Below are 13,877 nucleotides of genomic sequence, written 5' to 3' on the forward strand. Positions count from 1 at the left end.
TTGGTCTTATCAGTGTGAAAAACAAGCAGGGTGTTTAATGGTATTCGCAAGTAAGCGTCAAGTAAGTTTGTTTGATACAAAATATTACCACTGTATCTAGCGTTGTGTTCGGCGTGCATTTTTATGTGGAGAAGAACATTTTACTGGCAATTCTTACGTGCATCGAAGAGGCTGGGTTGAAGAAAAGTTACTTATGCTTGCCAAAGTGTTTTGTATTGACGTGTGTGCTTATGCAGTAATGAGTAATCACACCCATTTAGTGCTGTATGTAGATGATAAAAAAATGACAAAGCGATTGTTATTCGCTGGCATAAGCTGTGCAAGGGCACCGAACTTACGCAAAAGGTCATGCAAGGTGAAGAGCTAAGTAAAGCTGAATCTATTTTTTAATCGAACGGTCAAACAGTATCGCGAGTAACTGAGAGGTATTATTTGGTTTATGCGTTGATTTAATGAAAACAAGATAGTAGAGCAAAAAATAAGGTAACGTTACAGGTTTCTTTTGGGAGCCAATTCAAATAGTAAGCACTATCCGATGAAGCTGCACTTGCTGCGAGTATGGCGCGCATTCAACATGCTATGGCTAATGAGGTAACGGTTGAAAGTCATTTACTTTCACGTTTTTAATTAGTGGTACTTATTTTAAATAATTAGAAATATAGGTAAGGAGGCCCAAACCACTATGTTTGGTTTAATAAAAAAATATGACGTACACATGTGCTCTGAAGTTAAAGGGATTATTACTTTAAACGGCAATCCCGTTGAAGGTGTTTTAATTAATCGCAGCCTTAAATTTGCACATAAAATTGAAAAAGAAGATCAGGTTATCACAGCTTCCGATGGCACGTTTAATATGCCAGAAGTTGTTGTTGAGTCAAAAATTCCCGGTGATATGTTTTCCCATGAAGTTACTTATCAACTTATTACTGCAATTCATGGCGGTGAAGAGTATGAGCTTTGGAATAGTGAGCTACGTGGTATTGATGAGCCCGACGAGTACAAACAAAAGCTAAACAGTCTAAACGCTGATTTAGTATCACCTAATGTGGATTTTATATTTCCTAACCATGCTCATGAAAACTTAGATTTTTATGGCTCGAGTATTTGTAGATGGAAAAGTGACTTTGAAATCTATGAAACTGAAGACGACGATACGGATTACTTTAAAGATTTTAAATAATAAAAGGATTTTACATGAAAATTTTATCTCCTAGCATAGCGGCACAACTGGCTGATTTTGCGTACAAAAGCATTGCGGTTTCGGCAGCTGGTGATCAGTCAAAAAAAATAAAGTCGAATCCAATTATTAGTAAGCATTTTGCATTTGATTCAAAAACATCAACACTAACAGGTGTAAGTGGCACAACAGCAGAGCATGTATTGAACCAATCTACTGGTTTTGGCTTTTTTGGTGTAGGCAAAGGTACCGGTAACCATGCGGGCGAGATTGTTATAGCAATACGGGGTACTGCTGGGCTTGCTGATGCGTTAACAGATTTACACTGTGGTGTTACCGTTGGCCCAAATTTAGCTCCGGTACATTCTGGATTTAATCGTACTTTTGAAACTATTAAACCGCAACTAGCAGCAATATTGAGTAAGGCAGGTGGGCGCCCTGTTCACTGTATTGGCCATAGCCTTGGTGGTGCTTTAGCAACGTTAGCAGCAAATTGGATTAAAGCTCAATATAAGGTGCCTGTAAAACTTTATACTTTTGGATCTCCAAGGGTGGGTCTTAACCCTTTCGCAATTAAAACAGAGACAAGATTAGATGGCATTTATAGGGCTGTTCATCGTAGCGACCCTGTAGCTATGGTTCCTGTTTGGCCGTTTGTACATGCGGGGAGCGAATATAGGCTAAGTACGTGTGTTTCATTAACGGGTGCGGCGCATAAAATGGCAGGTAATGCGCCAGGTTATATTAACACTGCAGCTAGTTACCCTGACTATAAAAGTATGCAGAAAGGCTCGATATCTAACTTAACGATGACACGTCTGAAGTACTATAACCGACATCATGCTTCTTTTAATGCACATTGGTCTGAAAAAATCACAAGTGCCCTTATCACTTTATTACGTGAGAGCGGTAAGTTAGCAAGTATTATGGGTCAAATAGGCACATCAGGTGTTTTAACTATTTATGATTTATTAGCTCGGTCAATTGTAGAGATTTCTCAAATGTCGATTAAGTTTGCTGAAGATAGTAAAGGGCTAATTGGGCATATACTTAACTTTATAGGAAAGCCATTTGTTGCCGTTGATATAACTTATGCAGGTGTAAAAAAAGCTTTAACTTGGATGTTAGAAAAACTTAAAACACTAGTAATTGCTGCGGTCAAAGTTTCACCTCATATCGCCTTTGGCTAGTAATTAAATTAAGGCTCAGGTAACTACTGAGTCATTTTTATAAAGCGGGCCACAATTAGTAAATGTAAAATATCTAGTTTAAAAGCCCTTCGAAGTTATTAAACATAAGGAAATACAGTGAATAAAATAAACACGGATGTAAATTATAAAACAATGGCCGGTAATGCGCGCTTAGTGATGCTTGGTGAATCTAGCCATAGTGCTGCTGGGTACAAATATGAGGCTATAAAGGCTATTAGGCAGTTGAAAGCAGCGGGCTTTACACATTTTGCTATGGAAATGTTGCCCCGTTACATGCAGGAAAAAATAGACTTTTACCAAAGAACAGGTAAAGGCTTTGACAGCATACAACAGTTTTTCGATAAATACTGGTTTCATGGTTATTTTACGGCTCATGCATATGCTGAGCTTGTAAAGGCTTCTCGTGATTTAGGATTAAAAATTGTAGCGCTAGATGTTTATATCGAAACTATGGAGGTAATGGATAGTGTATGCCCATCAGCTAAAGCTCTTACTGGAAAATGTTTTGATGCACATACATTTAGAAATGCTCTTTGGGCTTATAATTTAGCTAGAATCCTTAAGAGTTCTAACCAAAATAAGATTGTTGCTTTCATGAGTCGATGGCATGCGGTTAAGAATTTAAAGTACCAAATAGGAGTTGATTCATTAATTAAAGAACATGGTATTCAAAATGTTCGCTTTATTGATTTTATCGGTGGTTTAGCTTGTTACAGTGACAGAAGTTGTGAGGGTATGTCTAGTCAGAACGAGGACTTGAAAGCGAAGTACTTTTACAAGGAAGGCTTCCCACATGAAAATACTGTTAAATCTTTCCAGGTACACTTACCCGAAAAACGTATAAATAGTGATGGGTCTTTCCAATGGTAAAAGGATTAACTTCGTTTGTGTTCGCATTATCTTTATTGACTTTTGTACATGCTAACGCATCTATGTTTCCTGATATAGATATTAATGATTCAAGTTTGACATCAGATACTGCTGCAAAGCAATGTGCAAAAAGTTTTATGCATGCCCCACATAAATTATTACTTTGGTGTGAAAAAGCCTATGTAATGGGTCACTGGGAGTCTTTGTATTATATAGGGATGTATACTGGGGATGGCTCTCGTTATTTAGATGAATTAAATACGCGAATGAATCAAGGTGAAGCTAATGCTATTAATACATTAGCTTGGCTATACCAAAGTGGTCGCTTTGTTAATAAAGATATAAGAGAAGCAGCACGTTTATATGAACTTTACTTGGCCCAAGAGAGTAACCAAGTAATCTTTCTTAAAGCTTCTACCCATTATGAATTGGCAACAATATATGAAAAGCTGGCTATGTGGGGAAAAGTAATAACCCATACACAATACGTCATAGATAATGCCGACAGAGATGGCCGCATAGCAGTTGCAAAAGATTTACAAAAGCAAGCCAAAGCCTCGTTAGCTGAAAATTAAACTTTAAATGTATTTACCTATAAATATAAAGGAGCTATAAACGCCTAAGCTAAGGCGCTATAGAAATGATATGGAACAACAAAACCAACAAACATTAACTAACCTTGTTTACGATATATACGAAGACCCAACTTTAATAGAAGAGCATCAAGTGCTTATAAAACCTTTACTGAGCGATTTAGTTGCCACTGCGCCAGCTGGGTTTGAGGGTATGGCGACGATGATTAATACCCATATTTCTAATGGTTTTAAATTCAAAAATCCTAAAATACAAAAATTTGAACTTGAGTCGGGGCTTTTAAAACTTAAAACGTATTTTCAAAAAATAAACCTATAACACCTACCTCTCTTTATTATTGAGCACCCACATATTTAATTTTAATGCAGCACGTGTGCTGCATTCGTTTCTTCTCATTATGGATGATGTATGAGCCTTGTTACCACGAGTATTTTAATGCTGTTTTTACAGCCTTTATTTGTATATTTAGCTCTTTTTAAAGAGTCTGAGCAGAGTGCCCGAAACCGTTCACTAGATAACGAAGATGCTATGTATCTATTTATCGCGCCAGGGTTAGCTGTATTTTATCCTGATGACTTTTGGCAGGCGGTACTTTATTTAGGAAGTGTATGCCTGTTAGGTTTAATGCTTGCCATTATTGTAAAAAGCAAAGCTAAAAAGCGATTAACAAGGGATGACGCTATCGGGTTTACTATTGCCAGTTTTTTATTTTTTTGGCTTATAAAATTAATTATTGGTGGGGTAGAGTATCTTTTTAGCGAAAATGCCGCGAATGCTTCAGCAGCCGACATAGGCCAGCAAGCTTATTCATCAACTACAGGTGAGCTTTTAAACTGGGGCTATTTGTATTATCAGTTTTGGCCAACGCTATGCTTTTTACTCTTTATGTTAGCAACATTAGTTATAAAAATAATTGAGAGCCGGTTTAATAAACATTCATTTTCAGGCTCGCTCTTAATATTGGGCGCAGTTTTAGCAGGTGTAGCACCGTTATTTGGGCGTGCTTTTATTTTAGGCGTTATCGCTAACTTTTTTATATATTTTGTTGTTTGCACGGCATGTATAGAAATTGATAAAAAGAGCGACCCCTCAGCGGGTGCTATTAGCTTTATGTATGGCTTTTTGCTTATGGGCGGCATCATGTTTAGTGGCATGGGTAAATTAATATATACACTATTTTATAATTAGATTAGTGATTGTTTTTTGATTAAAAAACATGCAGTATAATTGTACCTAATTAGACCCCTGCTTTTTTTATATAAATATGGCTTGTGTAATTAATTAGCCATATACATTAAGTAGCTTATAGCTTATAGCTAGTGGGAGAGTTTTTACTTTGTTTTTATCGCGTTTAAAAATTTTTGTGTTGGTAATAGCCTCTATTACCGTTGTTTTTTTTACTACATCACAGGCTTGTGCAGATATGTTTGGCTTTTTTAATAAACAAGAATTTTATTTATCGGCTCCAGTAAAAGGTCAGCTATTAGATAATGGGCAGCCAGTTGCAAACACTAAAGTAATGCGCTCACTTACTTATGGCGATGAATTCGTTGATGAAACCAGGACAGATGAACAGGGGTATTTTACTTTTACAGAAAAAACAATAAAAACAGGTAAACCCTCTAATATGTTTGATAACGACTCGTTGGTTCAGCATATTTATTTAGAAAACGGCACGCCAGAAGGAATTGTTTTATGGTACACGCTTGTTTCAATTCATGAAAAAAGTGACACACTTAAAGAGCTTCTTGCAAACTTGAAATGTGATATTTCTAAAGAGCCGCAAACATACGATATTCCAATTAAAGAAGATACAAGCCACGCTTTTGCGATTTACACATCATGTAAACTTTAACTATTAATTTAAAGGGAACTTATATGAATACTTTGACGCCAACCCAAGCTGTACAGTTAGCTAACCTTGCTTATAAAGCAAAAAGCATTAAAACCACTAACTTACTTCATCGTTCACTTCATGCATCTTTGCGCGACAATTTTAACTTTTCAGTTAACCCAGGCGCAGTACAAGGTGTAACGGGCGGTTTTTTCTCCCATTTATTTAATTTAAGTACGGGTTTTGCTCTAGTAGGCCATGGGCTTGGTGATTATCAGGGTGAATCAGTTATAACAATTCGTGGTACTAACTCGCTAAGAGATGGCTTAACTGATGGCCATTTTGGTTTAAGTGGAGGCTCAAACGGAAGTATGGTGCATGCTGGGTTTAATAAGACCTTTTACAGTATGAAGCCCGCGTTACAGGAGTTTGTTGAAGCTAATATTAAAGATAAAGTAACCGATTGTATTCATTTAGTTGGCCACAGCTTAGGTGGTGCATTAGCGACGCTTTCTGCTGATTGGATTAGAGCTGAATATTCAATACCTGTAAAGCTATATACGTTTGGCTCACCGCGCGTTGGGCTTGAAAACTTCTCTCGGGCTGCTACATCGAGAATTGATAAAATTTATCGCTGTACTCATGGCGCAGACCCAGTTGCTAAGGTACCTTTGTGGCCGTTCTCGCATGCGCCTTATAGCGGTCAAGAAATACGCTTAGATAATGGGCAAGGTTTAAAAGGTGCAGCGCATACCCTCAATGGTACGCCTGGCTATATAAACACAGCCAATAGTAATAATTGGAACAACTTAACCATTCAAGCTAATCATTTTTTGAGTACCCCTGTACGTTTGAAGTTTGAAGATAGAAATCAAGCCTCTTTTACTTCCCACTGGGCTGATAAACTAGGGGCTGCGTTAGTCACACTTTTAAAAGATGCCGGCTATTACAGTGCAGTTGCTGCCCAAGCCGCTATTGGTACTGGGCTCACTTTTTACGATATGTTGGCGCGTACTTTAGATAAAATAGCTAAAGCGTCAGCCTCGTTTGCAACACAAACCTTAGGTTTACTAGGGCATATGTTAGTGTTTGCAGGCAAAGTAATTAGTAAAGCGGTGGAGCTTACATATAGCTTTATAAAATCTGTATTCGATTCAACCCTAGGTGCATTATACCGAGCGGCGAGAGAGGGGCTAAGCGGCTTAGATTAACTTTAATCTAGCTCTCAATCTCGCTCTAACAAAATAGCACCACTTTGGTTTTCGCCTAAGTGGTCATTTTTGTTATAAATAGGGCATTTACTCATAGATAAGCACCCACAGCCAATACATCCATCAACGCGATCACGCAAACGCTGCATATACGCTATTCGCTCGTCCAGCTGTGCTTGCCATTGCTTTGAAAGGGCTGCCCAGTCTTTTTGTGTGGGTGTGCGCTGATCAGGTAATGTTGCCAGTGTTTGTTTAATTTCATCAAGGGTTATTCCCATGGCTTGTGCGGCTTTTATTACCGCTATACGTCGCAGTACATCTTTTTTGTAACGGCGTTGATTACCGCCATTTCGCCAGCTACGTATTAGTCCTTTTGTTTCGTAAAAATGCAGGGTTGATACTTTTATGCCGCTACGCTTTGCTACATAACCTACTGTTAAGTTGGCCTCAGTTAGTTTTTTTTGATCTGTTTGCATTATTTTTTAATTTCCGTTTGACCTCAATATAACTTGAGGTTTTAAGCTTCTTTCAACATTAAAAAAGGAGCTAACTAAATGCAACAAAAACTTGAGCGTAGTACGGTTATTATTTATTCAAGCGCACGCAAAAATGGTAATACACAGGCGCACGTTAACGGATTTGCAGAGCAAAATAATGTGCGTGTAATATGTTTGGATGATTATAAAATAGCGCCGTACTGCTATAACAAAAACTATAATAATGATGACTTTTACGCTGTGTTTGAAGCACTTTTAACGTATGACCATTGGGTGTTTGCTTCGCCAGTTTATTGGTACAGCACCACAGTACAAATGAAATTATTTATTGATAGAATAACCGATTACATGGACGATGAAGCATTAAAACCTAAGCTTCGTAGTTTACGTAGTAAGCATTTTTCAGTGCTTTCGAATGCGTCATCAAGCGAAGCTCCCGCCTGTTTTGTCGAGCAGTTTAAAAATACGTTTAGCTATTTAGGTATGCAGTTTATTAACCACAACCATAAAAGTACCCAAAAGGTTGCTTAAATTGCAGCCTTTTTTGGTTGTCTCTGGTAGTTTAGTAATACGCTTAAAAAACAAAGGATAGTTTAATGAAATATTTACTATGGTTAGTACTAATTTTTAGCCCGTTTATTAATGCTAATGAGCAACCAATTAAAGGGTTTGGGAATTATTACAATGTTCCTCAACATGATGAAATAAATGACTCTACGGTATTTAAAATAGCCTTTGATGTTGCAGAGGGCGCTAAAAAAGGTGAGCAGAACAATTCAATGAACTCACTTGCACGTTTTATTAATATGCATGTAGCACACGGTGTAAAGCCAGATAACATTCAATTAGCGTTAGTTGTGCACGGTAGTGCAAGTGTTGATGTGTTAGCTAATAGCGAATATAAAAAACGTTTTGACGCTGACAATAAAAACCAAGCGTTAATTGAGCAGCTACTTGCTAATAACACTAAAGTGTATGTTTGCGGGCAATCGGCTACTCACTTTAAAGTAACGCCAGAGCTTTTAATTGATGGCGTAAAAATGTCACTTTCTGCGATGACAGCACATGCTCAGTTACAACAACAAGGTTATACACTTAACCCATTTTAATGACTCAAATGATAAAAAATATACTCTGCTTTGGTGATTCTAATACCTGGGGATTAAACTCTATAACGGGTAAACGCTTTGGTGAAAATACCCGTTGGACATCGCTATTAGCTAAGAATTTAGAGTGTGCTTTTGCTATTATTGAGGCGGGGCAACCTAACCGCACGTTAGTGCATAACCCGCCTTTTGATGGTGTGCTGAGTGGTGTTAGCTATTTAAAGCCTTACTTAGAGGCGCATCGAATTGACTTTATTATTATTGCCCTTGGTACAAACGATCTTAAAAAACGTTTTAATTTAACTCCTAGTTTAATAGCAGATGGCTTGAATGATTTAATTAACTCAATACATAGTTATTATCAGAAAAGTAGTACTTTAAAATCACCTAAAATTATTATTGCTAGCCCACCTAAAATAAGAATTACCGAGCAGTATTCGCGTATTTATGAAGGTGCAGATATAAAAGCAACAGAGCTCTCTAGTGCATTTAAAAGTGTTGCGGCTAATAATAAATGCACCTTTATTGATTTTAATACATTTATTAATGTAACAACCGGTGATGGGATTCACTTTGAAAGTAGTCAGCATTTAACTGTAAGCACTAAAATCACTCAACTGGTTCGAAATTTGCTCAACAATTCTTGAATCTATCTATTTGAATTTAGTACGACTTATGTAATCATCTAAAAAAAAGCGACATAAATTAACAACTTCGAGATGCTATGAAAAAGTACCAACAAAAATCTATTATAGCCATTTTAACCGGAGGGCTGGTATTTGTAGCTGGCTGTTTTATTTTGCTCAACTTTGCAGCTCAACAATTAACAGCACAAACAAAATCTGATGCTGAGTATATTCTCACTCATATAGAAGGTGCAATTGCAGAGAGGCGTCGAATACTTACCCCATTAAATAAGCTTGCGTTTAAACAGTGTGACAACACAACTCTTCTTGAGATGCGCCGCGCTTTATTTGATGCAAAATATGTAATTGATATAGGTTTTTTTAAAGGTAACCAGCTAGTTTGCACTACGGGTGCAGGCTTATTAAGTAAACCAATTAACGACAAACAGCCTGATTTTATTCGAGATGATGAACAGGTGAGGGTTCGTTTTGAGCCAGAGCTTTATCTATTATTGTTTAGTGAGCGCCCTATGGAGGTAATTATAGTCAGGCAAGGGGACTATAATTTAATTATGCAGAGTACGCCTTTTACCAACATTGGAATTACTGCGCCAGATTGGGAAGTTATTTATAAAACACCAAATACTTTGCATCATTTAGCAGGTAAAGAAGGGCTGTATCAGCAGGTAAAAAGTAATATTTTTTTTCCTTACGAAACTAATTCAGTTTGTAGTTCTACAAATAGTCAATATTGTGTAGTAGTGCGCTTACCTTGGAGTCTGTTTTTTTCTAATAATCACTTATTATTAATAATTTCGTTAATTTTAACGTGTTTAGCGGGCATATCGAGTGCGTTAATAGTTGATGCGAGAATTGCTGCACGCCGCTCTACCAATCAGCGTATTCGTAAAGGACTTAAAAAGGGGTCATTTTATTGGACTTACCAGCCCATTATTTGTTTGCAAAGTGGCAAGCTGATTGGTTGCGAGGTACTTGCACGTTTTGAAGATAAGTACGGTGTTTTATTTCCTGATGAGTTTATTCCTGTTATCAGAAAAAATAATTTAACATGGACTTTTACTGAAGCAATGATTGCAACGGCAATAAAAGAGTTAACCTCTATAGAGGTATTGCCAGAAGGCTTTAAAGTGTCGCTTAATATATTTCCGTGTGATGTAGAGCTGGGTAATGTCTCGTTGTTGCCGCAAATTACAGAGCTTACCAATTCACGCTTTATTATTTGTTTAGAGATAACTGAAGACGAATACCTTGATACAAGTATCGCGCATGCTCATTTTAGAACCTTGGTTGAGTCGGGATTTAACTTATCATTAGATGACTTTGGTACGGGTTACTCAAATTTAAGAAACTTACAAAATTTGAGTTTTCATCAACTAAAAATTGACCGTACATTTGTACAAGATATAACCACTGAGGGCTTAAAAGCCTCTATGATCCCAAATATTATGGAACTTGTGCATAAGTTTAATTATACCTGCGTAGCAGAAGGGATTGAAACTACAGAGCAAGAAGCTATTTTAAAAATGGCGGGAGTACATTACGGACAAGGTTGGAAGTATGGCAAGGCCATGACCGCGTCTAAATTTAAAAATTACATAGCTAATCAACACTTTTAGATCTCAGTTGCCATACTAAGCGTATCGTTATGAAATTTAAAAAAATATTAGGTTTATTATGATCAAATTAACATTAAGTGCTTTTGCATTTTTACTACTTAGTGCATGTACAACACAATACCCAAACCAACAATTAACAGGTAAACAGTTTCCAAGCATTAGTGGCGAAAGCTTAGAACAAAATATGGTAAATATACCTAGCGACTTTAAAGCAGATAAAACACTACTGCTTATTGGTTACAAACAAGATAGCCAATTTGATATAGATCGTTGGTTAATTGGCTTAGACATGGCAGGCGTTAAGCTTCCTACTTACGAGCTACCTACTATTGCGGGCATGGCACCACGCATGTTCAGCACATTTATAGACAGCGGTATGCGCAAGGGCATCCCTAAAGAATTATGGGGTGGAGTAATCACTATTTATAAAGACGGTGAAGCGGTTCAAAAATTTACAGGTAATGAAAGCCCGAATAACTCACGTGTTGTACTTATAAATAGCAGCGGCGAAATTTTATATTTTTATGACCGAGGTTTTTCGGTAGATGCGTTAAATAAACTAAAAGTGAATATTGAGTAGCCTTTAAATTCATTTTTTTAGGTTAATTAAAGTGAAAGGGAGCGAATGCTCCCTTTATATTATATTTTATTTAAAACGCGTAACTTACACTAAAACGCGTAGTGCGAGGCATAATGTAGCGACCATTTGGTGAATCTGCATTACGTGGGTCACCCTCGGTAATACCTTGCTCATCAGTTAAGTTATCAATTGCTACTTGAAGCTTAATGCCTTCCATTGGTTCTAAAATTAGTCCTAAATCAACTTTCTCATAGCCATCGAGTGTTACCGTGTTTTCGTTATTTCCAAAGCGATCATCAACAGCTGAAAGCGTACCGTATAAAGTTGCATACATACCTTGCAGTTCAAAGTCGTAGCTTGGTGTTACACGTACTTGCCATTTTGGTTGGCGCTGCGACTGGTTACCATCGTTTGTTGGGCTCTCTGTAATTTCAGCATCTTGTAATGTCGTATTTAAATTAACAGAAAAACCAGACTCATGATTAAAGTTGTAATCAAGCTCTATACCGTATGCTTCGTTTGTTAAAATTTCTGCTGGTACGCCAGGTCGTCGTACAAATGTGTCACCTTTAACTTCATTTACAAATACGGTTGCATAAAAGTCGGTTGATTCAGTAATTAACTTATAGCCAAGCTCGCCTTGAGTTATTTCTTTAATAAGCTTTTCGCCGCCTTCGTAAGCATCAAAGTTATCTCTAAAGTCATCAAAGTAAGGCATTTTATAACCACGGTTAACACGGGCAAACACACCCATATCATCATTAATTGAGTAGTTTAACCCTGTAGTCCACGATGTTTTACTTTCATCATAGCTAACGGTTTTAGTAATGATACCGTCAAGGCCCTCATCTACACTGTATTCTACTTCGTGGTTTTCTTGACGTACGCCAACATCAAGTGTAAACGCATCAGCAAATTTGTATTCACCGGTGACATAAAACGCGTTAGTGCGCGCATCACCTGTAGAGCTTATGTCGTAGTTAAAATCACAACCATCGGTGCTTTGATTACATTCAATCCCAGTCAATGCTTCGCCACCTGATTCAAGTACATGGTATGCAGTGTTACCTAAGCTCCACCAATCTTTTGCTGAAGTACTTGCAGTGTAATACCCAAAGGTTGTTGATAGGTCGCCAAATTTTTTCGAAAAGGCTAAATCATTAGTAAATGAGCTGATTTCTTTAAGTACTACCCATCGACCAAGTTGTTGGACTGGGGTGTTGCTTTCGTATTCAGTGTTTGTAACTGCTCCAAATGCAGTTTGGCCGTTATCAGCAACTGCTCCAACCGTTGTTGCTGAGCCACTAGGTACTAAACCGTAGGTATTTGCATCGCCTTTGGTAATGTTAAAGCGATCTGAAAAATGCCAACCATCTTTTAGCTCTAGCTTAATACTACCGCCCGAAACATGGCCGTCCCACCCTCGGCCATCACCTAGGTCAATATCAAGTGCTTGTGCATCGGGGCCTGTAAATATTGTTGCTTGACGATTTAGCGTACCAAGTTGCGTATATTCTGCGTCAATTCCATCAACATTAAGGGGTGTTGGTAAGTACCATGCACCGTGATCGTCTGTTTGGCGGGTATAAAAGTTAAGCTCACCGTTGTCTAAATCTTTAGTAATGTTGATTGTAAATTGGCTACCTTTTTCTGAAGTAAAGCCCGCATCACGAATACCCGGAGAGCTTTTTACGTAACCGCCAACCATAAAGTATAAATCGTCAGTAATTTTACCACTCATCACAGCATCAACGCGCTGTAAGTCGTAATCAGAAGTCGTGTATTTAAATAAGCCTTCTGTTTCTTCGCCACCACGTTTTAATCTAAAGTTGGTTGTTAATCCAGGTTGTCCGTTAGATAAAACAGGATTAGGTCCACCACGCAGGGCTTCTACTGTCTCAATGGTTTCATCAATACGAAACATTGATGAGTTTTCTAAAAATGACAACGTTGAAGCAGGATAAATAGGGGAGCCTTCAATGCTGAGTGTTAAAAATGGGGCATCACCCCCACCAGGAAAACCACGAACAAATACATTAGCACCCGATTCACCACCTGAGCTTTCTACCCAAACACCAGGTATTGCTTTAAACAAGTCGGCAGTGCTTTTAGGAGACAGTTTAATAATTTGTTCACTATCGATATTAGTTACCGCATAGCTGGCATCTATTTTTCTAACTCCAACACCGGTAGGTGTTCCCGATACCACAATGCGCTCAACTTTCTGTTTTTCTTGTGTTTGCTCTGCTGCAAATGCGCATTGAGTGCTAAGCGCTAAAGTAATTGCACACGATAATGTGCTATTGGCTTTATTGATTTTCATGTGTGTGATCCCGTTTAGTGTGTGAAACAGTGTGATTTTTTAGCCTTAACTCTTAAAATTTAATGTAAATAGGCTGTGTATGTTGAAACCTTAGAGATAAATGCAAACGTTTGCAATATTTATTTGTAAATTATTTATGAATTTATATAGTTTATTTATTGAGCTTATTTATCAGATAAACAATTTTTAAGGCGTTGTTCGCGCCAGCAAA

15 protein-coding genes and 1 pseudogene are annotated in these 13,877 nt (G+C 37.6%); 14 read left to right on the plus strand and 2 right to left on the minus strand.

What is annotated here, in order from left to right; translation table 11 throughout:
- Positions 1–37: 37 nt before the first annotated feature.
- From I6E80_RS20395 to I6E80_RS03065, 9 genes and pseudogenes are all read left to right on the plus strand, one after another.
- Positions 38–519, plus strand: a pseudogene (locus I6E80_RS20395) (transposase); the annotation flags it as partial.
- Between the two features lie 163 nt (positions 520–682).
- Positions 683–1,180, plus strand: a complete 498-nt coding sequence (locus tag I6E80_RS03030; protein WP_197184751.1) for a DUF6795 domain-containing protein — start codon at positions 683–685, stop codon at positions 1,178–1,180.
- Positions 1,181–1,194: 14 nt separating this feature from the next.
- Positions 1,195–2,367, plus strand: a complete 1,173-nt coding sequence (locus I6E80_RS03035; protein ID WP_197184752.1) for a lipase family protein — start codon at positions 1,195–1,197, stop codon at positions 2,365–2,367.
- A 117-nt stretch (positions 2,368–2,484) separates the two neighbouring features.
- On the plus strand, positions 2,485–3,258 hold the full coding sequence (locus I6E80_RS03040; protein WP_197184753.1) for a ChaN family lipoprotein: 774 nt from the start codon (positions 2,485–2,487) through the stop codon (positions 3,256–3,258).
- A 17-nt stretch (positions 3,259–3,275) separates the two neighbouring features.
- Complete coding sequence (locus I6E80_RS03045) at positions 3,276–3,833, plus strand: hypothetical protein (protein WP_331459313.1); 558 nt, start codon at positions 3,276–3,278, stop codon at positions 3,831–3,833.
- Positions 3,834–3,903: 70 nt separating this feature from the next.
- Entirely contained in the window at positions 3,904–4,170 is a 267-nt protein-coding gene (locus I6E80_RS03050) for a hypothetical protein (RefSeq protein ID WP_197184755.1), read from the plus strand.
- A 90-nt stretch (positions 4,171–4,260) separates the two neighbouring features.
- Positions 4,261–5,040 carry a hypothetical protein gene (locus I6E80_RS03055; RefSeq protein WP_197184756.1) on the plus strand — a complete coding sequence of 260 codons (780 nt, stop codon included), beginning with the start codon at positions 4,261–4,263 and terminating at the stop codon, positions 5,038–5,040.
- 235 nt (positions 5,041–5,275) lie between these two features.
- Positions 5,276–5,707 carry a transthyretin-like family protein gene (locus I6E80_RS03060; protein ID WP_231616702.1) on the plus strand — a complete coding sequence of 144 codons (432 nt, stop codon included), beginning with the start codon at positions 5,276–5,278 and terminating at the stop codon, positions 5,705–5,707.
- Positions 5,708–5,730: 23 nt separating this feature from the next.
- On the plus strand, positions 5,731–6,897 hold the full coding sequence (locus I6E80_RS03065; RefSeq protein WP_197184757.1) for a lipase family protein: 1,167 nt from the start codon (positions 5,731–5,733) through the stop codon (positions 6,895–6,897).
- A 14-nt stretch (positions 6,898–6,911) separates the two neighbouring features.
- Here the strand turns inward: I6E80_RS03065 and soxR are convergent, their stop codons facing one another.
- The gene (soxR, locus tag I6E80_RS03070) at positions 6,912–7,373 is read right to left on the minus strand and encodes a redox-sensitive transcriptional activator SoxR (protein WP_197184758.1); all 462 of its coding nucleotides are present in this window, start codon (positions 7,371–7,373) and stop codon (positions 6,912–6,914) included.
- Positions 7,374–7,451: 78 nt separating this feature from the next.
- Between soxR and I6E80_RS03075 the strand changes: the two genes are divergently transcribed.
- The 5 genes from I6E80_RS03075 (at position 7,452) to I6E80_RS03095 (ending at position 11,343) form a co-directional block, all read left to right on the plus strand.
- On the plus strand, positions 7,452–7,925 hold the full coding sequence (locus tag I6E80_RS03075) for a flavodoxin family protein (RefSeq protein ID WP_197184759.1): 474 nt from the start codon (positions 7,452–7,454) through the stop codon (positions 7,923–7,925).
- A 65-nt stretch (positions 7,926–7,990) separates the two neighbouring features.
- The gene (locus I6E80_RS03080) at positions 7,991–8,503 is read left to right on the plus strand and encodes a DsrE family protein (protein WP_024598520.1); all 513 of its coding nucleotides are present in this window, start codon (positions 7,991–7,993) and stop codon (positions 8,501–8,503) included.
- 8 nt (positions 8,504–8,511) lie between these two features.
- The gene (locus I6E80_RS03085; RefSeq protein ID WP_197184760.1) at positions 8,512–9,147 is read left to right on the plus strand and encodes an SGNH/GDSL hydrolase family protein; all 636 of its coding nucleotides are present in this window, start codon (positions 8,512–8,514) and stop codon (positions 9,145–9,147) included.
- Positions 9,148–9,224: 77 nt separating this feature from the next.
- Complete coding sequence (locus tag I6E80_RS03090; protein ID WP_197184761.1) at positions 9,225–10,763, plus strand: EAL domain-containing protein; 1,539 nt, start codon at positions 9,225–9,227, stop codon at positions 10,761–10,763.
- A 58-nt stretch (positions 10,764–10,821) separates the two neighbouring features.
- Positions 10,822–11,343 carry a hypothetical protein gene (locus I6E80_RS03095; RefSeq protein WP_197184762.1) on the plus strand — a complete coding sequence of 174 codons (522 nt, stop codon included), beginning with the start codon at positions 10,822–10,824 and terminating at the stop codon, positions 11,341–11,343.
- Positions 11,344–11,413: 70 nt separating this feature from the next.
- Here the strand turns inward: I6E80_RS03095 and I6E80_RS03100 are convergent, their stop codons facing one another.
- On the minus strand, positions 11,414–13,666 hold the full coding sequence (locus I6E80_RS03100; protein ID WP_197184763.1) for a TonB-dependent receptor: 2,253 nt from the start codon (positions 13,664–13,666) through the stop codon (positions 11,414–11,416).
- Between the last annotated feature and the right edge of the window lie 211 nt (positions 13,667–13,877).

It is taken from the genome of Pseudoalteromonas sp. NSLLW218, assembly GCF_015864775.1.
In the GTDB taxonomy this organism is placed as follows: domain Bacteria; phylum Pseudomonadota; class Gammaproteobacteria; order Enterobacterales; family Alteromonadaceae; genus Pseudoalteromonas.

What these genes read in the sequence shown, in the direction of transcription:
- I6E80_RS03060 (WP_231616702.1), top strand. Translation starts at nt 5,276, where the DNA reads ATGTTTGGCTTTTTTAATAAACAAGAATTTTATTTATCGGCTCCAGTA.
- soxR (WP_197184758.1), bottom strand. Translation starts at nt 7,373, where the DNA reads ATGCAAACAGATCAAAAAAAACTAACTGAGGCCAACTTAACAGTAGGT.
- I6E80_RS03065 (WP_197184757.1), top strand. Translation starts at nt 5,731, where the DNA reads ATGAATACTTTGACGCCAACCCAAGCTGTACAGTTAGCTAACCTTGCT.
- I6E80_RS03055 (WP_197184756.1), top strand. Translation starts at nt 4,261, where the DNA reads ATGAGCCTTGTTACCACGAGTATTTTAATGCTGTTTTTACAGCCTTTA.
- I6E80_RS03085 (WP_197184760.1), top strand. Translation starts at nt 8,512, where the DNA reads ATGATAAAAAATATACTCTGCTTTGGTGATTCTAATACCTGGGGATTA.
- I6E80_RS03030 (WP_197184751.1), top strand. Translation starts at nt 683, where the DNA reads ATGTTTGGTTTAATAAAAAAATATGACGTACACATGTGCTCTGAAGTT.
- I6E80_RS03035 (WP_197184752.1), top strand. Translation starts at nt 1,195, where the DNA reads ATGAAAATTTTATCTCCTAGCATAGCGGCACAACTGGCTGATTTTGCG.
- I6E80_RS03050 (WP_197184755.1), top strand. Translation starts at nt 3,904, where the DNA reads ATGGAACAACAAAACCAACAAACATTAACTAACCTTGTTTACGATATA.
- I6E80_RS03100 (WP_197184763.1), bottom strand. Translation starts at nt 13,666, where the DNA reads ATGAAAATCAATAAAGCCAATAGCACATTATCGTGTGCAATTACTTTA.
- I6E80_RS03095 (WP_197184762.1), top strand. Translation starts at nt 10,822, where the DNA reads ATGATCAAATTAACATTAAGTGCTTTTGCATTTTTACTACTTAGTGCA.
- I6E80_RS03075 (WP_197184759.1), top strand. Translation starts at nt 7,452, where the DNA reads ATGCAACAAAAACTTGAGCGTAGTACGGTTATTATTTATTCAAGCGCA.
- I6E80_RS03090 (WP_197184761.1), top strand. Translation starts at nt 9,225, where the DNA reads ATGAAAAAGTACCAACAAAAATCTATTATAGCCATTTTAACCGGAGGG.
- I6E80_RS03080 (WP_024598520.1), top strand. Translation starts at nt 7,991, where the DNA reads ATGAAATATTTACTATGGTTAGTACTAATTTTTAGCCCGTTTATTAAT.